The following is a 22,332-nucleotide window of genomic DNA, read 5'->3' as shown; positions in this document are numbered from 1 at the left end:
GCACTAAAGCACCCGAAACGCGGTCATGGTCCATGGCCGCGTTTTTGCTGTTCCGCGGCGGAAAGTGCCCGTGAACGCGCGAACGCGCGGACCGACACGGCAACTACCCAGGAACTCGACCTTCTTGCCGTCCGCGGAAGCGCTGGCGTGGAAGGATTGCAACGCGACACCCTTGAGGCTGGTGTTCTTCGACAGCGTGAGTATCGCAGCGTGAATAATCGGGTCGATATTGATGCGACGCAAATCGTTGACTCGCCTGCGACCCGCGATGATGTCGAAGACGCGGCGAGTAATCGTGCCAAGCTCCTGTCTCAGATTCTGCTCACAGTGCTGGACGACGTGCGGTGTTTGCGGCGTCTTTTTCGCAGCAGGAGTGGCCGCGGCGGGCGGTAATGCCGTCATGACAGCGGTCCCGGTGGCAGCGGAGCATCCGCTATAGGTCGGTGCCACTTTTGCGGTTTGAGAGGCGGCGGCATTAGCTGACTGGCCGAGTTGAATTGTGTGGAGAAGCGAAAAGCCCGTTGCCGGTTCAATGGATTCCCTGCCACTGGAGCGGTACTCAGCGGCGTGCGACAGCGCGTAAGGCATCGGTGTCTGAGATTTTGGTACGTGAGACGTTGGTGCCATGGATTAATCCCCCTAAAAACTCTCCATTGGCAAGTTCCCCCTTGCTGAAGACCATTGTCCTACAAGTGCTTTAAGTGTGCAGCTTGTGAAGGGGAATTCACGGCCGGCGTGGGGGGATTGTGGAGAAGGCGCAGTCGCGAAATGGGCTGAGTGTTTCGCTGTTAATGGTCCTATCGGTTTCCGTCAAGGCCGTTCTGGTCGTCTACAAATGGGCGTAACGAACAGCCAATTAACACGCTGAACTGGAAAAAAGGCAAACGTGCAGGTCATGCGATAAACTACAGGCCATGCGCGGAATGATTATCGATTACTGTGGTGTCCTTGACGGCACGGATGAAGACCAGGCACGTTGGCGTAATTTGCTGGTAGAGGCGCGTGCAAATGGTGTTGGCCTGGCAGTCCTGTCGAATGACCCAGGTGGCCCATCGGCGGATCCGATTCGCAAGCTCGAAGATGAGGGCCTGGTAGACGCAGTTGTGCTCTCTGGTGAAATTGGCCATGAGAAGCCTTCGGCAGAGGCTTTTAATGCAGCCGCTGCGGCTATTGAACTGCCGGCACGGGACTGCGTGTTGGTAGATGATTCGATTGAGAACATCCATGCGGCCGTCTCTAACGGCATGGTGGGAGTCTTCTATCAGCAGTTCGACCGCGCAGTGGTCGAGATTGCCGGTCTGCTGGGTCTCGAGGGCGAGTTCTAATGCGTGTCTATATCCCAGCGACTTTCTCCATGCTTGAGGCGCTTAAGGAGGATGAGCTCTTCCACGCCCGCGGTGGTTGGGGCTTTGCTGTCACTGAAGCGCTGCGCGATTTTTTTACTGAGGGCGATGATGAGGAGCTGGCAGACGTAGCCTTTGATGAGGCTGCGCGTGCGTCGCTCCGTCTGCTCGATGCCGCAGAAGAGAAGTTCCCGCACCGTCGAGTGGTCATTTCCGTTGATGTGGAGGCGGAGCCGCAGTCGGATATGGGAGATGCCGTGGTTAAGGTCGGCGGCCCAATTTCGCTTGCCGACGTTGCAGCGCTCCACATTGATGTGGAAGAGGCGGAAAGCAAGGTTGAGGCTGCGATTGATGCCGTCGATAAGGCAGATCTCGGTGACGAGGATGCGGAGCTCACTGTCGGCGATGCGCTGGAGATCCCGCTGGCGTGGTATGACGTAGCTGAGCTCGGCATGGTGGTCGACTTCCTGTAGTAGCGCGTGCTTGGCGTTAAAGAAGGGGACTGGGTTTAGGAACCCAGCCCCTTTTTTTGTATGGCACAAGTGTTTTCAGCGGGGGTATAAAAGGCGGGATTGTTTTGTGTGGATAAGCTCCATGTCAAAGGGGGTGTTTCGCACGAGGGTGGGGGTAATGACAATTTCGCTATTTGTGTCAAAATCATTTGTTTCTCTTGACCAATAACTTACCGCTCCGTAGTCTACGTCTAAGTAACCTACGGACACGTAATGATGAATCGGGTGGGGCATGCCTGCTGATGAACAGCGTTATTGCGTGTTCGTCCGTGACAGTCAGGAGGGCCAAAAATGGGGCTTAAGACCAAAGTTTCCCGGGTATTCAAGCATTTATCCACGCCACTTTTGCCCGATGACTACACGCATTTGCTAAATCCGCTGTGGTCAAGTCGCGAGCTGCGCGGTCAGATTGAGGCCATCAATCCCACATCTCCTACTTCAGCAGAGTTGATAATCCGTCCGGGTTGGGGGATGCCAACAGACTTCAAGCCAGGCCAGTTCATCGGACTTGGCGTAGAGGTCAAGGGGAAATACCTGTGGCGTTCCTACTCGCTGACAAATGCGCCGCGGCCTCATGACGGGCTGCTGACTATCAACATCCGTGCGCTCAACGACGGCTACGTGTCCCAACACCTCGTCGCCAATGTCAAGCCGGGTACTGTCGTCCGCCTGGCTGCCCCGGCTGGGGATTTCCATCTTCCGGAGCCGCCCCCAGCCCGCATTGCGTTTGTTACCGCAGGCTCCGGCGTCACTCCGGTGATTTCGATGCTGCGTGATCTTTCAGCTCGCAATGCCTCGGTGGAAGTCGAGCACATTCACTCCTACCGCGGCGAGACAGAAGCTGTGTTTGTCACCGAACTTCGCGAGCTGGAACAGCACAGCGCCACTAGCGCGTTGAAGTATCGCCTGCATGCCCGGAATACCGAGACGCAGCCGCGGATTGACGCTGCGGCGGTTACCGACATCATTGCTGACTTTGGAGCGCTGGCATCGTCGGCAAGCGCCTATGCCTGTGGTCCGGTTGAACTGCTGAAAAACCTTGAGCCGGAGTTTCCCGGGCTGCGGACGGAACGTTTCACCGTTGACCGCTCGGCGGCGGGGGAGGTCGGCGGCACGGTGAGTTTCGGCAGCCGAGGCGATATCGACGTAGACGGTGCAACGACCATCCTGGAGGCGGCCGAGAGCGTCGGGGTTGACCTGCCGTACGGCTGTCGGATGGGAATTTGTGCGACGTGCGTGCAGCAACTCTCCGACGGCGCAGCGCGGGACATCCGCACCGGGGCGACGTTTGTGGCGGGGGAGCGGGTCCGAACGTGCGTCTGTGCGCCGGCGGGGCACGCGCGTATCGAACTGTAAGTTCGCCCCACATCTATCTCAACCTGCATTAACCAGGAGAAACTACCTAAAGGAGTTGGGACCCTTCCCATGGCAATTTCCGATATCGCATCGTATGCGCACTTGAGCGAAGAAGACGTCGCAGAGATTGGGCGTCGGTTTGCGGAAATCGAAAAGCAACACCGCGATTCGCTGGGACAGAAGGATGCTCGCTACATCCGCACGCTCATCCGCATTCAGCGCACCCTTGAGGTGACTGGTCGAGGCCTGCTGATGGTGCCGACCGCCGGCATGGCCCTGAACAAATTGGGGATGCTGCCGAAGTCGTGGAAGAACACCGCGCACTGGGGTTTCAAATGGGCGGGCGTCTCAGCGCTGGGGTTGGCAAAGATTTTGGAAAACCTCGAAATCGGACACAACACCATGCACGGTCAGTGGGACTGGATGAATGACCCCGAGATTCACTCGGCCACCTGGGAGTGGGACAATTCCTGCCCATCCAGCGGGTGGAAGCACTCCCACAACTTTGTCCACCACAAGTACACCAACGTGCTCGGTATGGACAACGATGTGGGATATGGCATTCTCCGGGTGACTCGTGACCGCCGTTGGAAGCCATCGACGCTGCTGCAGCCGGTGACAAACGTGGTGTTGGCCAGCCTTTTCCAATGGGCAGTGGCCTTCTATGACGTCGAGCTCGGGCGCGTGTTCGCCGGCAAGAAATCCTGGGATGAGGCCCGACCGCAGCTCATGGAGGTGCTCAACAAGTCGGGGCGCCAGGTGCTCAAGGACTACGTTCTCTTCCCGGCGATGGCGGGTCCGCGTTACCGTGAGGTGGCCTTTGCGAACATGATGGCCAACCTCGCCCGTAATCTTTGGGCCTACGCGGTCATCTTCTGCGGACACTTTCCGGATGATGCCGAGACTTTCACCAAGGAGCAGTACAACACCGAGGACAAGAGTGAGTGGTATTTGCGCCAAATGCTGGGCTCGGCGAACTTCCACGGTGGGCTGGCGCTGTCGGTGCTCTCAGGAAATCTGAATTACCAGATTGAGCACCACCTGTTCCCGGACATGCCGTCCAACAGGCTCGCGCAGATTTCGAAGCAGGTTCAGCAGATCTGCCGGGAATACGACCTGCCATACAACACGGGGTCGTTCCCGAAGCAGTTCTTCCAGGTCCAGCGCACGCTGCTGAAGTTGTCGCTGCCGGATCGTTTCTTAGTCGCTGACCCGGACAACGCCCCAGAGGTACGTTCGGAGGCGGCGTTCAAGAAGTATCCGCAGGTTGAAGCGGAGCTCCAGTCCAGTTCCCCGCAACGCAAGGGCTTAGCGACGGGCCTGCGAATGCTCCGCCGTCTTCGCCCAGGTGTCCGGGAAATTGTCCGGGCCTACACCGGTCGCTCGACGCACACTGCTGCGCGCGGTTAGCCCTCGGCCCGCTTGCGAACCGCAGCCGCGACTGCTGGTTCGCGGTTCCATGGCATTGATTGCTTGTGGGGGAGCCGTAGCCAGGCGCGAATCATGGTCACGGTCAGCGTCGCAGTTGCACCAGCGAGGAAGAGTGCTAAGTAAGCCGAGGAATTCTGGCCGGTGAACTCCACGGTCACGATCAGTGCGAAAAGTGGTGCTGCCATGGACGCCGACAGGAAGGCCGCCGCGCCGAGAATCGCAAAGTCGCTCAGCGGAACTGAGGGCATCAATGGCTGTACGAAGCAGCCGACGATGAAACCGCTGAGCGCGCCAAGGGCAAAGCCGGGAGTCAAGAGACCACCGACGGCACCAGAACGGAAAGTAACGAGAACCGCGACAGCTTTCGCAATCAGCAGGATGACTGCAAAACCCAGCAGCGGGCGGTCCATGAGAACTGTGGTCGCAGCGATACGGCCATTGCCCAACACTTCTGGAACCCACAGTGAAATCACACCAACCAGTGTGAATGCGAGGGGGATGGCCCAGGCAGAATGCCAGCCAGTCGGTGCTTTGTCCGACATCCGCGAGCTGAGAATGCGAAATGCGTAGCCAATGGCACCGCAGATAACACCGATGAGCAGTGCTGCCCCGAGGTTGCCCCAGCCGTCCGAGAGATTAATTGGGCTGTAGAGCGGGCTACTGCCGACCACAATGCCCGACGTCACCGTGGCAATGGCTGAACACGCCAGCACCACCATCACCGCGGTAATACTCAGCGAGCCCAGCAGAATCTCCAACGAGAAAACCGCTCCAGCCAACGGGATGTGATAAATCGCCCCCAGGCCGGCACCGGCCGCTGCTGCGACCAAAATACGGCGGTGTAGTGGATCGATGCGCAGTCGATGCGACATCTGCGAGGCCACCATTGCACCGAGCTCACGCGGGGCATTCTCGCGTCCCATGGATGCACCTGCAGCGACAGTCGCCATCTGCAAAAACACATTGACAAGAGTTGACCACACAGGCATGGGGCGGCCGTGCATGCCCGCTTCAACGCTTTCCACAGGCTTCGCCTTTGTGCGAAGAGCTGCCCAGATTGGTCCTGCAATCAGCCCCGCCAACACAATTCCGACAAAGCGCTGTAAACCAGTGGTGCCATCGGTTACGACCGCTACGTCACCCTCGTGCTGCCCGTAGACCGCGTACTCGATGCCGTGCATGATCAGCGCGAGCCCGGCAGCTCCGAGCCCCGTCGCAAGACCCACGATAAGCGTGTAGATGCACAGCCGAATCCAACTGCCGGGAGCGGGGTAGAGTCCGGAGCCCGCTTTGTCCGACTCAGCACCAGCCGCGGCTTCAGAGGGCGTCTCCACAGAATCGGTGTGGCTAGTCTCTTTCAATGTCCAGCTCCCAGTCCTCGTTGTCGCTGATGGCGCTCAACAGGCGACGCACGGCCATCGCTCGACGGTGCTGAACTCCCTCCAGCTTGTCGAGGGCGCACTCTGGATCCGCGGGCGGCCCCAAATGGGTGCAACCACGTGGGCATTCATCTGTCGCTGCCTGGATATCTGGAAACGCCGCCAGCAGCGTCTCCGGTGTCACATGAGCCAGACCAAAGGAACGAATGCCCGGGGTATCAATAATCCACGACGCCGCATCGTCATCGCTTTCCGACGGCAACATCAGCGCCACCGACTGCGTGGAGGTATGGCGGCCCTTACCCACACCACTAACTTCGCCGGTCTCACGGTTGGCTTCGGGAACAATCCGGTTGACGAGGGTCGATTTCCCCACGCCGGAATGCCCAACCAAAGCTGTCACTCGTCCTGGGGCATCGATGAGTTCTGACAGAGGAGCCAAGTCATCATTAATACCGCAGACAACGACATCCACTCCGAGTGCCGAGAACTCCCCGGCAAATTCCTCTGGGTCGGCCAGATCGGATTTAGTCAGACAGAGCACGGGGCGGACACCGCCGGCGTAGGCCGCGACCAGCGCGCGTTCGACAAAACCGGTGCGAGGTTCAGGATCGGCGACTGCGCACACAATGAGCAGCAGGCTGGCATTGGCCACGACGATGCGCTCATACGGGTCATTGTCATCGGCGGTGCGACGCAAAACCGTGCTGCGCTCTGCCAGCTTGACGATGCGGGCCAGTGTGCCCGCACGGCCGCTGACATCGCCTACGACACCGACACGGTCACCGACAACGATATTGGTGCGGCCGAGCTCGCGGGCACGCATGCATGTCACTGCAACATCAGGGTTGTTATCGAGGACTACACCCCAACGACCACGATCCTTGGTCACCACCATGCCCCAGTGGGCATCGGCGTGGCGGGGGCGATCCTTCGTCCGTGGTCGCGACCCTTTACCGGGGCGGATGCGTACATCGGACTCGTCCCATTGCCGTCCACGCCTGCGTGCCGCCACTGTTATTTCCCTGCCTCGGTTCCGTTGTCCACACCATCAATTCGAGCTTCGACTGACTTTTCCAACGAACTAGGGCTGGGGGAGGCCAGTCCGAGCATCTCCAGCCAGCGCAGATCGAATCCAGGCATGGTCTTAGCAGTGGTACCGATATTTTCGACTTCCACGCCCTCCGTGCGCAGGCCAACAATGGCACCAGCGGTGGCCATTCGATGGTCGGCGTAGCTGTGCCAGAGACCACCGTGGAGCGGAACGGGGTCGATCGCAATGCCGTCGTCAAGCTCGGTCGCGCGACCGCCGAGACGGTTGATTTCCGTGGTGAGCGCGGCGAGACGGTTGGTTTCGTGACCGCGCAGGTGTGCGATACCCGTCAGCTCGGTGCGGGTAGTGGCCAAGGCGGCGATGGCCGCGACGGTGGGGGTCAGCTCGCCAACCTCGGACATGTCCATCGTGATTCCGCGCAGCTCCGACGGCTTTGGGCCCACGACGGTGAGGCTGGTGTGGCCACCTTCGTGACGGTTGAACGTCACGGTAGCGCCCATAGCGGTGAGGATCTCGCGGATGCGGTCGCCCGGCTGCGTGGTGTGCTCTGGCCAGTCGGGCACGGTGACGCTGCCACCAGTGACAGCCGCAGCGGCCAGGAAGGCGGCGGCGTTGGACAGATCAGGCTCGACCTGCCAAATACGACCCATCATTTCGGTCGGGTGAATGGTGAACGTTGTGCGTGGTCCCTCAGGTGTGTCGGCCGTGGTCTCCTCGACCTGCACACCGGCCTCGCGAAGCATGTCCAGGGTCATGTCAATGTGCGGGCGGGAAGGAATCTCACCGGTCGGGCGAAGTACCAGGCCACGGCCGTAGCGCGGTGCTGACAGCAACAGACCAGAGACGAACTGGCTCGAAGCCGAAGCGTCAATTTCCACTTCGCCGCCGATGTCCGGCAAATCTTGCTCTTGAACCGAGTCACCGAGGCGGTTGCCCTGATTCGGACCCTGCGGATTGACCGTGAAGGGAAGCCCATTGCCCGCGATGTTCACACCGAGGCTGCGCAGGGCATCCAGCACGGCCGACATCGGGCGAGCCTTGGCTTCTACGTCGCCTTCGAAGAACACCGACCCCTGCGCAAGAGCTGCGATAGGTGGCACGAAGCGCATAACCGTACCTGCGAGACCACATTCCACGACACCACCGCGAAGCATGCGTGGAGTGACGCGGAGCGTGTGGTTCGGGGCACCCGAATATGTCGAGTCGGCACTGATGTCAGTTCCCAGAGCCTGCAGTGCGCGAATCATAAGATCGGTATCGCGAGAGCGCAGAGCACCATGGATAACCGATGGTGTCGAAGATATCGCCGCGATGACAAGGGCACGGTTCGTAATCGACTTCGAGCCGGCAATCTGCACCGTGGCGCTAAAAGGCTGTCGACCGGCCTCGGCACCGTCGACACTTACAGTAGGGGCGGACCAATTCTGATTTTGGGAACACACACAACCAATTATGGAACACTTTCACTCCATACCTCGACTAGAGGGGGAGTCAACGGCACAATCAGTTGGTATGTGTGGTCGTTTCGTCAATTTCACAGTCGCCGAAGAACTGCTCAGCACCACGGCTGAGATTCCCGGTTTGGCGCCCGTGCGTGCCGACGGCCCGTTGCCCACCTCCCGCTACAACATCGGACCGACCATGCCAATAGTTGCTCTTGCCCGCGAGCACCCCGGCCGCACAGGAACCATTGCTGCCACCGTGCGCTGGGGTTTAATTCCGCAGTGGGCCCGCGAAGTGCCAACAACACCTTTCTTCAATGCTCGTGCGGAAACCTGGCAGTCCAAACCGACTTTCCGGGACAGCCTGCCCTGCGCAATCCCCATGAACGGTTGGTACGAGTGGAAGAATCGCCAGCCCTACTTCGTCAGCTTCAGCGATGACGCACCGCTTTTCACCGTCGCGGGGCTGTGGGCGCGCTGGGGCGATATCGTCTCCGCCACAATTCTCACCACCGACGCCGTGGGACAGCTCGCGGATCTGCATCATCGTATGCCGCGCGTGCTTGCCGACGACGAAGTCAGTGACTGGTTGGATCTCTCGGCCTGGGCAGCAGACGGAAATGTTGGCATGACCAGCGCAGAAGTGGTGGACAAGCTGACCATCCGACCGGTCAACCGCGCCGTCGGCAATGTTGCGAATGAAGGGCCGCACCTGCTGAATGGGCCCGATGGAGCAGCACCCGGCCACAACGAGGAGCTGTTTTAAGGCCGTATCAGCGGGGAGGTTGCAGGAGTAGCCGCAGGGTTAGCGGGCGATGTCGGCGACCGTGGCGTCGCAAAGCGAAACCAGATCAGCGGGTGACAGTTCGATGTCCCACCCGCGGCGACCACCGGAGACAAACACAGTGTCGGCGAGAGTGGCTGTCTCATCAATGACTGTGGGGAGCTTGCGGCGACCGCCAAGCGGGGAGATGCCGCCGGGAACGTAGCCGGTGGCAAGTGACGCGTCATGGGGGTCGGCCATCGTTGCCTTGGAAGCCCCGACAGCCGCGGCGGCGGCCTTGAGGTTGAGCATTCCGGTGGCGGGGACGACGGCGATGGCCAGCCCAGTGCGTTTGCCGGATAGCTCGATAATGAGAGTTTTGAAGATGCGTTCGGGCTCGACTCCGAGATGCTCTAGTAGCCAAGAGGCGGCCTCTTCGCCGAAGTTGTCGCTGCCGTGGGGGAATTGGTGAACGTGGAAGTCGATTCCGGCGTTCTGACAGACGGCGATTGCCGGGGTGGCGGCAGCGGATTTCTTGGCGGACTTCTTCGACATAATTTCCCATCGTTGCACACCAGTGCAGCTACGCGACGAAATGCCTGGTGACGGGGGTCTGGCCGACTCGTGGGTGCGGATGTTTTAGGATAGGTAGCATGTCAGGTGATCAGACAGGAACATCGGCCATCCGGACTGATGAGTCGGATGAGGAGCTTGCGCAGCGCTTTGAGCGTGATGCCATGCCGCTTTTGGATCAGCTCTATGGAGCGGCGCTGCGGATGACACGCAACCCCGCCGATGCCGAAGACCTGGTGCAGGAGACCTATATCAAGGCTTTTCAGGGCTTCCGCTCCTACAAGCCGGGCACGAATCTGAAAGCGTGGCTCTACCGCATTCTGACGAATGCGTACATCAACAGCTACCGCAAGGCGCAGCGACGTCCTGCCGAGTACGCCACCGATGACATCACGGATTCACAGATCGCGGAAACCGCGTCGCACACTTCGATAGGGCTGCGCTCTGCTGAGGTTGAAGCGCTGGAAAAGCTTCCTGATGAGGAAATTCGTGACGCTTTGATGAGCCTCAAAGAGGACTACCGGATGGTGGTCTACTACGCCGATGTCGAGGGATTGCCCTACAAGGAAATCGCCGAAATCATGGGCACGCCCATCGGAACTGTGATGAGTCGGCTCCACCGTGGAAGAAAACAGCTCCGAGACGCGTTGCACAACGTAGCCGTGGAACGTGGATTCTTGAAAGAAGAGAAGGGAGATTCTCCGCGATGAGCCGAGAGTCGAGCCAAGATATGGAGCAGACGCCAGAGCGCGGGCACGCCTGTGAAGATGCTTTCTGTCAGGATGTCCACTCGCGCCTACACGCATTTTTGGATGGAGAGTGTGATTCGGAGGAACGCCGCTTTCTCGAGGAACACATTCACAAATGCCCTCAGTGCTTGGAAGAGTTCGGTTCCGAGCAAGCTATACGACGGCTGCTGCGCCGGTGCTGCCAGCAACCTGCCCCTGAGGACCTCCGTCAGCGCATTACCACTCGGATTCGTGTGTCCTATACGCGGGTGGAGTATCGCAGGTAGCTGCTGGCGGCTAGGTTAGGTGCGTCATCTTTTGGCGCGTATTCCTTTGATGCTTAATGCGATGTTGCGTAATACGGTAATGCGTAATGCGTAATGGGAAAATCCCAGGTCACGGTGATGTGGCCTGGGATATTTTTGTGGAGCTATTTGTGGAGCTAAGGGGAATCGAACCCCTGACCTTCGCATTGCGAACGCGACGCTCTACCAACTGAGCTATAGCCCCATTGCTTTCGAGCAACCTAGCTGGAGCTGCTGTAAAAGCTCTGTTTTCAGACGTTACTCCGGTGGGGTTGGGGCTCCAAACTCGCTGGTAAGGTTCTGGCGGATGGTTAATCCGGAAAGCGAGGATGCGGTATCGACGAGGCATCGAAAAGGTGTTGAAAGTGACTAGGTTTATGACAAAAAACCGCGGGTGAATTCAATTCATGTGTCATAAACCTAGTCACTTTCAGACCTGCTACCCGTTGAGGTATCCGCTGGAGGCATAAAAAACTCCACCCCGTCCCTCGGTGCAATACCGAGTTGTGCTGGAGTGGAGTGAGATGTCTTAGCCGGTGATGGCTAAGACTGCTGCAACTAAGGGCAACTTAGCTGTTCGGACGCTTGCCGTGGTTAGCCTTGTTCTTACGGCGGTCCTTGCGCTTACGGCCACGCTTGCTCATAGCTGGGCTCTCTTTCTATCGGGTTAAACAGGTATCAACCGGTATAGATTACACGGTACGAGGGTAAGTCCTTTAATTAGACCGTGGTGCTGGTGCGAGTGCGACGGGTGCGGCCGCGGTTGCGACGGCGCTTCAGTGCGCGACGCTCATCCTCGCTCATGCCGCCCCAGACACCTGCATCCTGGCCGGTCTCAAGTGCCCAGGCCAGGCACTGAGCAGTAACGGGACAACGGTTGCAAACGACCTTGGCCTTAGCAATCTGGGCGAGAGCCGGGCCGGAGTTACCGACCGGGAAGAACAGCTCCGGATCCTCTTCACGACAAACGGCCTTGTGACGCCAATCCATGACAAACTCCTAAAACATTACGAGCCCCGGGTGAGGGCAGGGTTAAATTTCCTTGCGGGAAGGCAGCTCCGGAAATGGATTTCGTCAGACACGACAAATCGCCGTATCTCAACGAAGGTTGGGGTTCATTCCCGGTTGCCCAGGGGTATTAGGCATCTTGGGAGGGGCCACCTGTTCCATCGCCTATACGACGTGAAAGGTAGTGGGGACTCACCAAAGAGTTTGCGCCTAAAAAGGCGAGACTTGCATGGTTACACAACCAGTGAACTGCGTGCCTGTCTCGCTGACGATTTACATGTTTTCACGACTGGGGCGGTTCGTAAAGAGCAAAATGAATAAAAGTGCCAAACCTCACAGAAAAGTGAAGTTTTGGTTAAAACGCCAGGTCAAAACTAGCCCTTTGTGGGGGTAAAATTAGTTTTGGTAATTGCAGTAGTGAGGGTGTATGGCGCATTTTTGTTGGCTTGTCAGTAAACAGTTGCAGTTTAAGTCGGGTTTGCCTCGGCTTTTTGGCTAGCACTGAACAGTCGGCGTGTGCGATCCATGACCTTTTTGGTCACCACAACGAGCAAGCGCTCGTCCACGGGGCGGGTAGCGACTTTCTTGGTGAACTGGTCCTCGGTGTAATCGTCGGCACGCGCCACAAAATTGATAGCGCCTTGCTTAACACGGATGTTGAGGGACTCACACTGATTGATGTACTCGCCGTCCAACTGGAGACGAAGTGGGGCAGTAGCGGTGAGCTCGATGTGCTGGACGTTGTCGGCGCGTCGTTCGCGGGCTTCGACGTGGAAGGGGGAACGCAGTCGGGTGAAGAAACCGGCTAAATTGGCTGCGGCGACAAGTCCCGTCACTCCCCTCAGGGAAGTGAAGCCATAAAAGCCCAGGCCCCTGCGTAGGGACACAGTGGGGTTGGTGACGATGGGGAGGTCGCCGAGGAATGTCCAGGGATTGGAGTTGGACACCACGGCCATTGCGAGATCACGGCCAAACTCCGTGCCGTCGATAGTTGCGGTGATTTGTGGCGGGCTTTTGCGCAACTGATTCCATGCGGTGAAAATTGCCGGCAAATAGCGCACGGCTTTGGCGCGGGTACCGTTTTGTCGGAGCTGTTCCATGGTGGAAATGACTTCCGCATCGATGCCGATACCGGCATTGACGACGAAGCATCGCTCTGCTGCATGTCCAACACTAATAGCGCTGCGGGTTCGGGAGCGCAGCAGGCTTGCGATGTACCACGCGGCATCTACGGGGTCGCGGGGAATGCCCAACGCACCTGCCAAGACGTTGGCGCTGCCGGTGGGAATTGTCGCGATGGCAGGCAGTTCAGTGGCAGGCAGTGCGGAGAATGGGTTGGAGTCCATGAGCCCATTGACAATCTCGTTAATGGTTCCGTCGCCGCCGAGGGAAATAATGACGTCGTAATCGCGAACCGTTATTCCCGCCACCATTTCCTCAGCATGGCCGGGGTAAGCGGTGAACATGGATGTCAAGCGGATCCCCTCGACTGAGCGAAGCGCCCGCACAATGCTGGGCATGCGTCGAGCAGAGTTACTGGTCGAATTCGGATTGGAGATTAGCAACGCACGCACAGGCACCAAGAGTAGTGCATGAATAGACCTGTGATGGGTGCATTGGTCGACTTGCCTCCAGAGTGTATTCATCGGTTCTCGCCGGGCTAACATGGAGGGCGTGAGTAACCAGAAAAACAGCAGCAATGCGTCCAAATCGCGTACTACTGACCAGCTTGCGGTAACTGACGGGCCGATGGCCGCACCTCAGGTTGTCATGGTCGGTGCGTGGATCGGTGTCGCCGAATGTGCCCTCGGTCTGGGCTACGGAGTCTTCCTTCTGATTCGTGATTTGATGGGGTACCGCGACGAGGCCGCGGTCATTTCCGGTTGGGGTACCGCGCTGTGGTTCCTTCTCATTTTTGGCTCTGTTCTCGCTGGTGCGATTATGTTGCTGCGTGGCGCCCGTTGGGGGCGCGGGCCGATTATTATGCTCAACCTCTGCTTGCTCGGTGTGGCCTATTACATGTTCCGCTCGAGCGCTTTTCTGCTGGCTCTGCCGACGGCGGCAGCTTCAATTGCGGCGCTGGTCTGTATGTTTAGTCCGAAGGCAATTGACTGGGCTGCCCGCTCTTTCTAAGCTTCGATGGCGAACGCGTCGACTGACTCACCGCGCTGAACCAGTAGCGTGTCACCGACAACCGCAAGGCGCACGGGCACTTCCGGCTTGTCCGCATTATTTGCTTGAGTGGACTTCGCAGCTGCAGGCAACGGGAGTGTGCCGATAATCTCGAGAGTCTTGGCATTCAATACCGCGACTCCGTCAGCGACTGGCATGAAAACATGCTCACCCCATGGAGCTGGGGTTCCTGTGGCCTCAGGAAACTCGAAATCCGGCGCCAGGGTGCTCGGGCGGAAGCCCAGTAAACCACGCGGCGACCACCACGTCATGTGATGGGGAAGATCCGTTGTAAAAGGCGCACGCGGGGCATCGCCGTTGGAGTTAGCTTCCACCGGTGCTGGGCGCAGGGTAGTCTCATCCAGCGCCAATTCAGTCAGCATCGTGCCGTCCATACGAAAAACTCGGATGCGGTTGTCTGACAGTACCGCCGCCGTGTCCTGGCCAATCGATACCAGTGACATATCTGCAGTTGCCGGACCAAGGTCAATATCGCTCTTGACCTCCGGTTTCCGAGACTCCTCCGGATTTGCCGCCTGCATGACCAGGCGCCCGTGACCATCGCAGTTGTTTACGACGGCCAGCAGCTCCACGCGCGTGAGCGCACTGATAATCGAACACTCCGGATGCGGCTGCATCTTCGGTTCCGGAGACGCTGGAATCTTGCCGTACTCGACTACTCGGACCAGGTCAGAGCGCCACAGCTCCAGGAATCCAGAGTCGTAGACACCTGCGTATGAGTTCGAGCGCACGGCGGCAGGGCCGTCAGCCGCAATCGATTTACGGGTCGCAACATACTGTCCCGAGTCGGGCTTGAGTGCAACGGTCTCACCGCAGCCAGCTGCCCCACGAAAAGTCGCGAAAACTTGGCCATCACTGCCCGAGAGCGCACAAAGCGGAATATCTCGTCGATAGTGCCAGCGCTCCGTGCCGTCGTTAAGCGAGATAGCACGCACGCCCTTGTTCTCAGCAACGATGAGGGAGTTGTCCATCACCAGTGGCGCCGGGGAGATGGTGTGCGTGCTTGTGCTTGCCGACGATTCGGTGGACCACACCGGCCGGAGAGTATGTGGCATTGCCTCCGGATTGTTCGCGGCCGGGGCTTGCGCTGTGCTGCTCGTCGGTGCCGTGGATTCAGTGCGATCGACCTTACGAGCCGGAGAAGCGACCCATGTCCAACCGACGACTAGCACTACGGCGATGATGAGAACTACTGATGCGATTCGATTGCGGCGCAGTCGGGTCTCTGCAGTGGTGGGCTCAGCGTTGGCTTGTGGTGACTGCAGCACGGTTGGAATGTCCTGTCGACGAGTGGTCGTGGCGAGAGGTGAGGCGGGGAGTTGGCACGCGCAGCGGCCTAGCTGCGACGATGAGAATTGGAGTGGCCGGCCCGCTTTGAGCTTCGTCCTTGGCCGCGATTGCGATGATGAGCCTGTGAGCGGTTGTTTCGCGGGCGTCTTCCGCCACGCCCGCGAGGTGGTCTGGAACCCAACACCGGGCGGGCTGGCCCGACCTTCTCATCGATCCCCTCGGGGATGTCTAGAGCTTCAGCGAGCTCGGGGGAGGTGGAAAACCACGTCGGAATCTCGGCCATGTCCAGGTCGAGAGCATCTGAAATAGCCTTCCACTTTGTGGTTTCATCCCAGCCGACGAGCGTAACGGCGACACCGCTGTGTCCCGCGCGGCCGGTGCGGCCGATGCGGTGGACATAGGTCATTTCGTCATCGGGCACCTGGTGGTTGATGACGTGGGTGACATCGTCGATATCGATACCGCGAGCCGCGACATCGGTTGCGACCAGGACGTCGACGTCGCCATTGCGGAACGCCGTTAGCGAGCGCTCACGTGCAGGCTGGCCCATATCGCCGTGGACGGCGGTGACCAGGAAGCCGCGCTCGCCGAGCTGCTCAGCAACCGAGGCGGCGCCGCGCTTCGTGCGAGCAAAAATGATGGTGCGACCACGACCGTTGGCTTGCAGGATGCGGGCAATGACCGAGACCTTATCCATCTGGTGCGATTGGAAAACAATCTGTTTAGTGGTCTCGTGGACTGTGGCCTCTTCCTCGCCTGATTCAGCGCGGATGTGCACCGGGCGATTCATAAAGGTACGTGCGAGAGTCAGAATTGGGCCCGGCATTGTTGCCGAGAAGAGCATGGTCTGACGTTCATCTGGCACCGCAGCCAGAATCTTCTCGATGTCCGGCAGGAAGCCCAAGTCGAGCATCTCGTCGGCCTCGTCGAGAACCAAAATCTTTACGCCTGACAGCTCTAGATTATTGCGCTGGTAAAGATCGATGAGACGGCCGGGAGTACCGACGATGATGTCCACGCCGCGGTCTAGCTGTTCAATCTGTTCCTCATAGGGGCGGCCACCGTAAATAGTGCACACACGCAGATTGGTTGAGTGCGCAGCGCGGGCCAAATCCTCGCCGACCTGCACACATAGCTCACGGGTGGGGACGATGATGATTGCGCGGGCAGTGCCATCCGGTTCTGGAATGCGGGCGTCATCAAAGACGCGGTCAATAAGGGGGACACCAAAACCAAGAGTTTTTCCCATTCCAGTACGGGCTTGGCCGATGATGTCCGTGCCGTCGAGCGCCAAGGGCAGCGTCAGTTCCTGGATGGCAAATGTGCGGGTGATTCCTTCGTCGGCGAGTGCGTCGCAGATTTCCGCGGCGACCCCCAATTCGACGAATGTCGGGGACTGGGACTCTGCCACGGCGACTCCTTTGCTGTTTGTAACCTCACGTGACACGACGGCTTAATCGGTCTCTCTAATCCTAGCCGCTTTGGGAATGGTTATGATGTCACCTATGGACATCACTATTGGATTTGCAGACAATACGCGTGAGCTGAACATTGAAAACGTCGCTGGTGGCGAGGAGGTCAAGGCTGCGATCTCTCAGAAGCTGGCTGCTGGCGAAGGTGTGATTGAGCTCAGCGACGGCGCTGGTCAGGAGTACCTGATTAATGCTGACAAAGTCGCCTACGTCCGTACCGGTAACAACGCAGACCGTAAGGTTGGCTTCTTCGCCTAATGACGCAAGAACCCTTTCTCGTACGCATTGCAAGGAGCTGGGGATGGCGAGCCTATGCCATCCCCGTACTTGTGGTGCTCACAGTCATCATTCTCTTCGACATCTTCACTGCTGAAGATGATTCTTCAGGTTCCGGCACTGGCACTGTCGCCTCGCAGAGTGGCAATGGTCGCCCTGGCCCGGTGCCCGGTGAGGGATACGGTGATGGTTACGAGGGAGGGCAGTTGCCACCCGGTCCGGCCTTTGCCACGGAGCCCTCGGGAAATTTTAAAGATGTCACCGTGGCGCATCCCCGTGTCGGGGAGGGGCGCGACAATGCGGTCAGTTATTCCGTGGAAATTGAAGACAACATTGATGTTCCTTCGATTGGTGGCGAGCGCGCCTTTGCAGAGACGGTGAACTCGATTCTGGCCGATCCACGTGGCTGGACAGCTAATCCAGATTTTTCTTTCGAGGCAGTGCCTCGCGACCAGGATCCGACGATTGTCGTGCAGCTTTCCGCGACTGGAACCGCACATCAGCTGTGCGGCAACACCTTGGGAATGGAGACCTCCTGTTACCTGTCTGGGCAGCGGGAAGGTGAGCCGGGGCGCGTGGTCGTCAGTATCGCCCGGTGGGTTCGAGGTGCCCTGCCTTTTGAGGGGGATCTGGGATTGTATCGCCAATACCTTATTAATCACGAGGTTGGTCACGGACTTGGGTACGCGGTTCACGAGCCCTGCCCGAGGGACGGCGGTATCGCGCCAATCATGATGCAGCAGACCCTGAGCGTGTCGAACGATGAACTGCACGAAATCGACAGCAGCGAGGTCTATCAGGTCGATGGTAAGACGTGTTCTGTCAACGGCTGGCCGTACCCATTTGGGGCGGACGACGATACGGCCGCACCGACTCAGAAAGCAAGGTAGTAGCAGATTATGATCGCCACTCCTCCCGACCGTGTTTTAGAGGCCTTTGGTGCCGAGGGCGAGCCGCATCGTGCCGGGCGAGCTTGGGACAATGGCTGGGTCTACGACGATTCCATTGTCCTTTCGCCGGTACATAATTCGGCGCAGGCGCTGTGGTCTGCAAAGGTTCGCAGTGCGCTAGATGTCGATGGCGTCCGAGTGGCGAAATCCGTGCGTACCAGCGACGGCCGCTTGGTTATTGCTGGGTGGCAGGCTCGTCATTTCATCCCGGGGGGATTCGCGCCACGTGCCGATGAAACCATTGTGGCCGCTGGTCGTGTGGAAGAGTCGCTTGCCAGTATTGAACGGCCACAGTTCCTCCTTGATAAGGAGCCCGATTACTTCGTCATGTGTAATCGCGCAGCTTGGGACTCTGACCCAATCGGCATCCTCGAGCAGCTTCTCGACGCGGATAGCGTCCCCCGCGCCGATTGTGCCGAGGCTCTCACGATCTCCGGTGATCTTCTCCAGCTGCGGGCAGAGATGGTTGTGCCAACGGAGCTTCTGCAGGTCTGTCACGCAGACCTCGTCGGCACGCTGCTTTACGACGGCACGGCCGCCCCGGTTCTCACCGATATCGTGCCAGCGTGGCATGTCCGTGGTTGGACAGCTGCCTTGGCGGCAGTGGATTGTCTGTCCATGATGGGGGCTGATGAGGAGCTACTGCGGCGCTTCGATCACCTGCCGGATTTCGGTCAGTTGCTCGTTCGTGCGATGTGTTATCGACTTTTTGTCCACGCTGTTAGTCCAGAATCGCAGCCGGGTGCGTATCGCGGTCTGTTCCGCGCAGCTTCGCTAGTTCGCGCGTTTGTGTCTAAGTAACGCCGGGCAGTATTTACAGGCGTTTTTTTGGGCGGGGGTATTTTTCTCCCTATTTCGAATAGGTGTTCGAGTGCTGGTCCGGGGGTTGTGCCACAATGGTGCACATGAACGTAGATGGAATGCCGAAGGTTCGGTTCGTCCAGGAGGAACCTCCTCGTCGTCGGCAGTGGTTGGGTACTGCGGTAGAGACGCTTTTCCCTTCCCATAATCAGGCGCTCGTGGTAGAGAACAAGCTTGTAAACCAGCCTGTTGTGCGTGTTTTAGGCGGTCCAGGGACTGGTAAGAGTTCGCTGCTGGCAGATCTCGCGGTGGACTACATGCAGGCGGGCATTCCGGCGGACAGCATTTTGGTGGTGTCACAGTCAAAAGAGGCCGCCGCGGAATTGAGGCGGGATATTGACAGGCGTTTTTCCTCTGAACTGGGGGAAGGTGGTTCGGTCGGGGCAGGTCAAGGTGGCATGGTGCGTGCCGTGCATTCGCTTGCCTATGCAGTAGTACGTGATGCCGCTGTCAGTCGGGGAGAGCCTGAACCATCGTTGACCACTGGTGCACGCCAAGATGCTGTCGTGCGGCAACTTTTGGCCGGTCATGCGGAAGATGGTGGTGCGTATTGGCCAGAGCGGTTGCGCCCGGCTCTTCCGTTAGTCGGTTTTTCCCGTGCGGTTCGTGACTTTCTGCTGCGTGCAGCTGAGCGGGGGATTGACGCCCCGAGGCTTCAGCAGCTCGGCGTGGACTATGGCATTGAGTCGTGGTGTGCGGCTGGCAAGTTTATGGCGGAGTATCAGCAGACTATGCGGTTGGCGTGGGAGCCCAGCCTGAACGCTGCAGAGATTGTCTCTGCGGCATTGATGGAGCTGGATACAGACGCGCAAGCACTGGCTCGGTGGGGAAAGTCGGTGGTGCTGGTCGATGATGCTGAACACCTATCCCCGGAAGCTGCGCGTCTTGTGGATCGGTTTGTGTCGCAGGCGGCCGTAGCCGTCATTACTGGTGATGAAGATCAATCGGTATTCCATTTCCGCGGTGCTAATAATGACTATCTCCGGGGGACTGGTGAGGTCGAGTACAAGGCAATCCACTTGCAGCAGTCTTACCGCTGTAACGCTGATATCGCGGATTTAGTCAACGCAGTTTCTCAGCGCTTGCCTAAGGCGCCTGCATACCGTGGCATTGTCGGTTCAGTTGGAGCACAGGAAGCTCGTGAATCCGAAGTTGGAAACAACAGCGATACCGTCGCAGCGGAAAACTCGTACGCAGCTAAAAGTGCAGTAAAAATAGCTATTCATCCTTCTGAACGTGCACAGCGAGCCACAGTCGCGGACTACTTCCGGCGCCTTCATATTGACGAGGGAGTGGCATGGAAGGATATGGCGGTCATCGTCCGGTCCGGTGCAGGGGAGTCCTCTCTGTTCCGTGCGTTGTCGCGTGCGGGTGTGCCTGTGCAGATTGACCCAACGGACATCGTGCTAAGTCATCAGCGATTGGTGCGAGCGCTGATGGTGGCGTTGCGGGCAACTATGAACCAGCTCGATGACGTGGAGTGGGACGAGTTCCTCTCCGGCCCATTGGTCAACATGGATCCGATTGTCAAAGAGCGTCTGCTGCGCGGAATCCGGAAGGCCGACCTGTTCGGCGGGGCCGCGATGACTCAGCTCATCGGAATCTTGAAGGCAGAGGGACTCACAGCTGAACAGCTGGAGCTTATTGAGTCTCTGTCGCAGCGTGAACGTCAGGCGCTGCAGGTGCCGCTGGATCTGTTGAGCGCAGCTCGTGAAGCGTTGCGCGATGGTGTGGAAGCAACTTTGTGGGCAATTTGGCAGTCCACTGGTTTGGCAGACCATCTGGTGGCGGCATCGTTGCGCGGCGGTACAGCTGGCGCATCGGCTGACCGCGATTTGGATGCTGTGATGGCACTGTTCGACTTTGCTGGTGACCGTGTGGAGCTGAATCCAAAACTGACGGTTGACGGTTTTATCGCTTCTGTGGAAGAGCAGGAGCTGCCCATCGGCGCACGTGACCGTAGCGGGGTAGAGCGCGATGCCGTGCGCATTCTCTCAGCCCATGCGGCTCTGGGCAGGCAGTGGAAAGCAGTAGCGGTTGTCGGAGTCCAGGAAGGCCAGTGGCCCAGCCTCGGTGTGACTGGCTCGGTGATGAAGCAGAACGAGTTCATCGGTCTCGTCGATCACGGAATTGAGCCGCGGGAGTACATCAATTCCATGGCGGATGCGCTGGCGGAGGAACGTCGTTTGCTGCACGTCGCGGTATCACGGGCGAGCGACAGGGTACTGCTGACCGCAGTCGATTCTCCTGACGATGTTGGAGTTCCCAGTCCGTTTATTATCGAGCTCGTTGAAAAGCTCGGTAATTCGGTGACGGAGCTGGCGAAACAATCGGAAGCCTCGTCGTCTGCGAACGGAGTCGGGGCTACGGCTAATGAAGTAAACGCCGGCAATCCGGATGTTGCAGAGGCAGAAGATGTCGCATGGGCCGGTGAAGGCCTGCCACGGGTGCTCTCTGTGGAGTCACTGCTGGCAGAACTGCGTGCAGCCGTTGTAGACGATGCGGAGACTGAGACGCGGCGTCGACAAGCTGCACGTCAACTCGCGCGATTGGCGCAGGTTGAGGTTGCTGGCGCACATCCAGACACCTGGTGGGGGCTCCGTGCACCGTCGACTTCGAAGCCGGTAAATGACAAGAAGCCGATGAGGATCAATCCCTCCAAGGTGGAAGCAACCCTGAGTTGTCCGTTGAAGGCCATGTTGGATAAATCAGCACCGACATCGGCCATGTATCTGGGCTCTCTACTGCATCAGGCGGTAGAAGCAGTCGCGAAGGGAGTGACTGTGCCTGAGGCTCAGTCTGAGATCCGGCGTGTTTTTGGGGACCTGTCCGATGATCCGGAGTGGCGTAAGCGTACTGAGGAAGAGACCTGGTTGACCGGGCTGGAGGATTGGCAGCGGTGGATTGAGACTAAGAAAGATATCGGAACCGAGGTCCCAGTAAATGTCAACATCAACGATGACATCGTGATTGTCGGACGAATCGACCGGTTGATTGAAGACGCTGATGGTGCAGTTCAAATCGTCGATATCAAAACCGGTAAGACAGCGCCCTCCGGTAAAGAAGTAGAAGGACACGCACAGCTAGCTACATATCAACTAGCGCTGTCGAAGGGGAAGCTCGTTGAAAGCGGAGATGGGCTCGCTGTGGACAACGGCGAAGGCATTGAACAATCTGGGGCATACCTGGTATTTCCGCGAAAGTCACACAATAAGACCATTATCACTAGCCGAGAACAGTCAAAGCTCACGGAAGACAAGTTGGCTGACTGGGAGCGTCGCGTGGAGCAGGTAGCACGTGCGACGTCTGGCCCGCGTGCCTTGGCGCTCGCTGGTGATCATTGCAAGTTCTGCACGCTTTCGAAGGCGTGCCCGGCAGCAGAAGGGAATCGGTAGT

At 58.6% G+C, this 22,332-nt stretch carries 22 protein-coding genes and 1 tRNA gene; 12 read left to right on the top strand and 11 right to left on the bottom strand.

What is annotated here, in order from left to right:
- Positions 1-3: 3 nt before the first annotated feature.
- Positions 4-627 carry a hypothetical protein gene (locus tag HMPREF2878_RS03565; RefSeq protein WP_070652862.1) on the bottom strand — a complete coding sequence of 208 codons (624 nt, stop codon included), beginning with the start codon at positions 625-627 and terminating at the stop codon, positions 4-6.
- 287 nt (positions 628-914) lie between these two features.
- Between HMPREF2878_RS03565 and HMPREF2878_RS03560 the strand changes: the two genes are divergently transcribed.
- The 4 genes from HMPREF2878_RS03560 (at position 915) to HMPREF2878_RS03545 (ending at position 4,621) form a co-directional block, all read left to right on the top strand.
- Positions 915-1,325 (top strand): HAD-IA family hydrolase, encoded by a 411-nt coding sequence (locus HMPREF2878_RS03560; protein WP_038627918.1) that lies wholly within the window; start codon positions 915-917, stop codon positions 1,323-1,325.
- Positions 1,325-1,816, top strand: coding sequence for a DUF6912 family protein (locus HMPREF2878_RS03555; protein WP_049172814.1), 492 nt, complete (start codon positions 1,325-1,327; stop codon positions 1,814-1,816). The genes HMPREF2878_RS03560 and HMPREF2878_RS03555 overlap by 1 nt, the downstream gene beginning before the upstream one ends.
- A gap of 330 nt (positions 1,817-2,146) precedes the next feature.
- Positions 2,147-3,211, top strand: coding sequence for a flavin reductase family protein (locus HMPREF2878_RS03550; protein WP_070652861.1), 1,065 nt, complete (start codon positions 2,147-2,149; stop codon positions 3,209-3,211).
- A gap of 69 nt (positions 3,212-3,280) precedes the next feature.
- Positions 3,281-4,621 (top strand): fatty acid desaturase family protein, encoded by a 1,341-nt coding sequence (locus tag HMPREF2878_RS03545; RefSeq protein ID WP_070429791.1) that lies wholly within the window; start codon positions 3,281-3,283, stop codon positions 4,619-4,621.
- On the opposite strand, the gene HMPREF2878_RS03540 is transcribed toward HMPREF2878_RS03545, so the two are convergent.
- The 3 genes from HMPREF2878_RS03540 to aroA are packed head-to-tail and all read right to left on the bottom strand — an operon-like array spanning position 4,618 to position 8,517.
- Complete coding sequence (locus tag HMPREF2878_RS03540; protein WP_070566228.1) at positions 4,618-6,003, bottom strand: chloride channel protein; 1,386 nt, start codon at positions 6,001-6,003, stop codon at positions 4,618-4,620. The genes HMPREF2878_RS03545 and HMPREF2878_RS03540 overlap by 4 nt on opposite strands.
- A complete protein-coding gene (gene rsgA / locus HMPREF2878_RS03535; RefSeq protein WP_049172822.1) occupies positions 5,990-7,036 on the bottom strand; it encodes a ribosome small subunit-dependent GTPase A in 1,047 nt (348 codons plus the stop codon). Before rsgA ends, HMPREF2878_RS03540 begins: the two co-directional genes overlap by 14 nt.
- Positions 7,037-7,038: 2 nt before the next feature.
- Positions 7,039-8,517, bottom strand: coding sequence for a 3-phosphoshikimate 1-carboxyvinyltransferase (gene aroA, locus HMPREF2878_RS03530; RefSeq protein WP_080971514.1), 1,479 nt, complete (start codon positions 8,515-8,517; stop codon positions 7,039-7,041).
- 70 nt (positions 8,518-8,587) lie between these two features.
- Between aroA and HMPREF2878_RS03525 the strand changes: the two genes are divergently transcribed.
- Positions 8,588-9,283 (top strand): SOS response-associated peptidase, encoded by a 696-nt coding sequence (locus tag HMPREF2878_RS03525; protein WP_049172825.1) that lies wholly within the window; start codon positions 8,588-8,590, stop codon positions 9,281-9,283.
- Between the two features lie 39 nt (positions 9,284-9,322).
- Here HMPREF2878_RS03525 and ybaK read toward each other — a convergent pair whose 3' ends face one another.
- Positions 9,323-9,835, bottom strand: coding sequence for a Cys-tRNA(Pro) deacylase (gene ybaK / locus HMPREF2878_RS03520; protein WP_049193314.1), 513 nt, complete (start codon positions 9,833-9,835; stop codon positions 9,323-9,325).
- Positions 9,836-9,933: 98 nt separating this feature from the next.
- Between ybaK and HMPREF2878_RS03515 the strand changes: the two genes are divergently transcribed.
- On the top strand, positions 9,934-10,563 hold the full coding sequence (locus HMPREF2878_RS03515) for a sigma-70 family RNA polymerase sigma factor (RefSeq protein ID WP_049172829.1): 630 nt from the start codon (positions 9,934-9,936) through the stop codon (positions 10,561-10,563).
- Entirely contained in the window at positions 10,560-10,868 is a 309-nt protein-coding gene (gene rsrA / locus HMPREF2878_RS11615; protein ID WP_016422222.1) for a mycothiol system anti-sigma-R factor, read from the top strand. The genes HMPREF2878_RS03515 and rsrA overlap by 4 nt, the downstream gene beginning before the upstream one ends.
- 150 nt (positions 10,869-11,018) lie before the next feature.
- Here rsrA and HMPREF2878_RS03505 read toward each other — a convergent pair.
- From HMPREF2878_RS03505 to HMPREF2878_RS03495, 4 genes are all read right to left on the bottom strand, one after another.
- Positions 11,019-11,091, bottom strand: a tRNA-Ala gene (locus HMPREF2878_RS03505).
- Positions 11,092-11,455: 364 nt separating this feature from the next.
- Positions 11,456-11,530 (bottom strand): 50S ribosomal protein bL37, encoded by a 75-nt coding sequence (locus HMPREF2878_RS11610; protein WP_014300525.1) that lies wholly within the window; start codon positions 11,528-11,530, stop codon positions 11,456-11,458.
- A 76-nt stretch (positions 11,531-11,606) separates the two neighbouring features.
- A complete protein-coding gene (locus tag HMPREF2878_RS03500) occupies positions 11,607-11,876 on the bottom strand; it encodes a WhiB family transcriptional regulator (RefSeq protein ID WP_016422223.1) in 270 nt (89 codons plus the stop codon).
- A 485-nt stretch (positions 11,877-12,361) separates the two neighbouring features.
- Positions 12,362-13,561 carry a diacylglycerol/lipid kinase family protein gene (locus HMPREF2878_RS03495; protein WP_256375036.1) on the bottom strand — a complete coding sequence of 400 codons (1,200 nt, stop codon included), beginning with the start codon at positions 13,559-13,561 and terminating at the stop codon, positions 12,362-12,364.
- 7 nt (positions 13,562-13,568) lie between these two features.
- Between HMPREF2878_RS03495 and HMPREF2878_RS03490 the strand changes: the two genes are divergently transcribed.
- On the top strand, positions 13,569-14,027 hold the full coding sequence (locus HMPREF2878_RS03490) for a hypothetical protein (protein WP_236658477.1): 459 nt from the start codon (positions 13,569-13,571) through the stop codon (positions 14,025-14,027).
- Here the strand turns inward: HMPREF2878_RS03490 and HMPREF2878_RS03485 are convergent.
- On the bottom strand, positions 14,024-15,355 hold the full coding sequence (locus HMPREF2878_RS03485; RefSeq protein WP_070652859.1) for an Rv3212 family protein: 1,332 nt from the start codon (positions 15,353-15,355) through the stop codon (positions 14,024-14,026). The two genes, HMPREF2878_RS03490 and HMPREF2878_RS03485, sit on opposite strands and share 4 nt — an antisense overlap.
- Positions 15,356-15,423: 68 nt before the next feature.
- The gene (locus HMPREF2878_RS03480) at positions 15,424-16,788 is read right to left on the bottom strand and encodes a DEAD/DEAH box helicase (protein WP_070652858.1); all 1,365 of its coding nucleotides are present in this window, start codon (positions 16,786-16,788) and stop codon (positions 15,424-15,426) included.
- 94 nt (positions 16,789-16,882) lie between these two features.
- Here HMPREF2878_RS03480 and HMPREF2878_RS03475 point away from each other — a divergent pair, with 94 nt between their 5' ends.
- The 4 genes from HMPREF2878_RS03475 to HMPREF2878_RS03460 all read left to right on the top strand — a co-directional run bounded on the left by HMPREF2878_RS03475 (position 16,883) and on the right by HMPREF2878_RS03460 (position 22,331).
- Positions 16,883-17,107: a DUF3107 domain-containing protein gene (locus HMPREF2878_RS03475; RefSeq protein ID WP_042388469.1), complete on the top strand. Its 225-nt coding sequence runs from the start codon at positions 16,883-16,885 to the stop codon at positions 17,105-17,107.
- Positions 17,107-18,015 carry a DUF3152 domain-containing protein gene (locus HMPREF2878_RS03470; RefSeq protein WP_049191106.1) on the top strand — a complete coding sequence of 303 codons (909 nt, stop codon included), beginning with the start codon at positions 17,107-17,109 and terminating at the stop codon, positions 18,013-18,015. The genes HMPREF2878_RS03475 and HMPREF2878_RS03470 overlap by 1 nt, the downstream gene beginning before the upstream one ends.
- A gap of 9 nt (positions 18,016-18,024) precedes the next feature.
- Positions 18,025-18,876, top strand: a complete 852-nt coding sequence (locus HMPREF2878_RS03465) for a TIGR02569 family protein (RefSeq protein WP_049191104.1) — start codon at positions 18,025-18,027, stop codon at positions 18,874-18,876.
- Positions 18,877-18,980: 104 nt separating this feature from the next.
- Entirely contained in the window at positions 18,981-22,331 is a 3,351-nt protein-coding gene (locus HMPREF2878_RS03460; protein ID WP_246821908.1) for an ATP-dependent helicase, read from the top strand.
- Position 22,332: the final 1 nt, after the last annotated feature.

The organism is Corynebacterium sp. HMSC065H09, assembly GCF_001812845.1.
GTDB classification, from domain to species: Bacteria; Actinomycetota; Actinomycetes; order Mycobacteriales; family Mycobacteriaceae; genus Corynebacterium; species Corynebacterium jeikeium_D.
The sequence above is the reverse complement of the archived record's forward strand: the minus strand, read 5'-3'. Positions and strand labels throughout refer to the sequence as shown.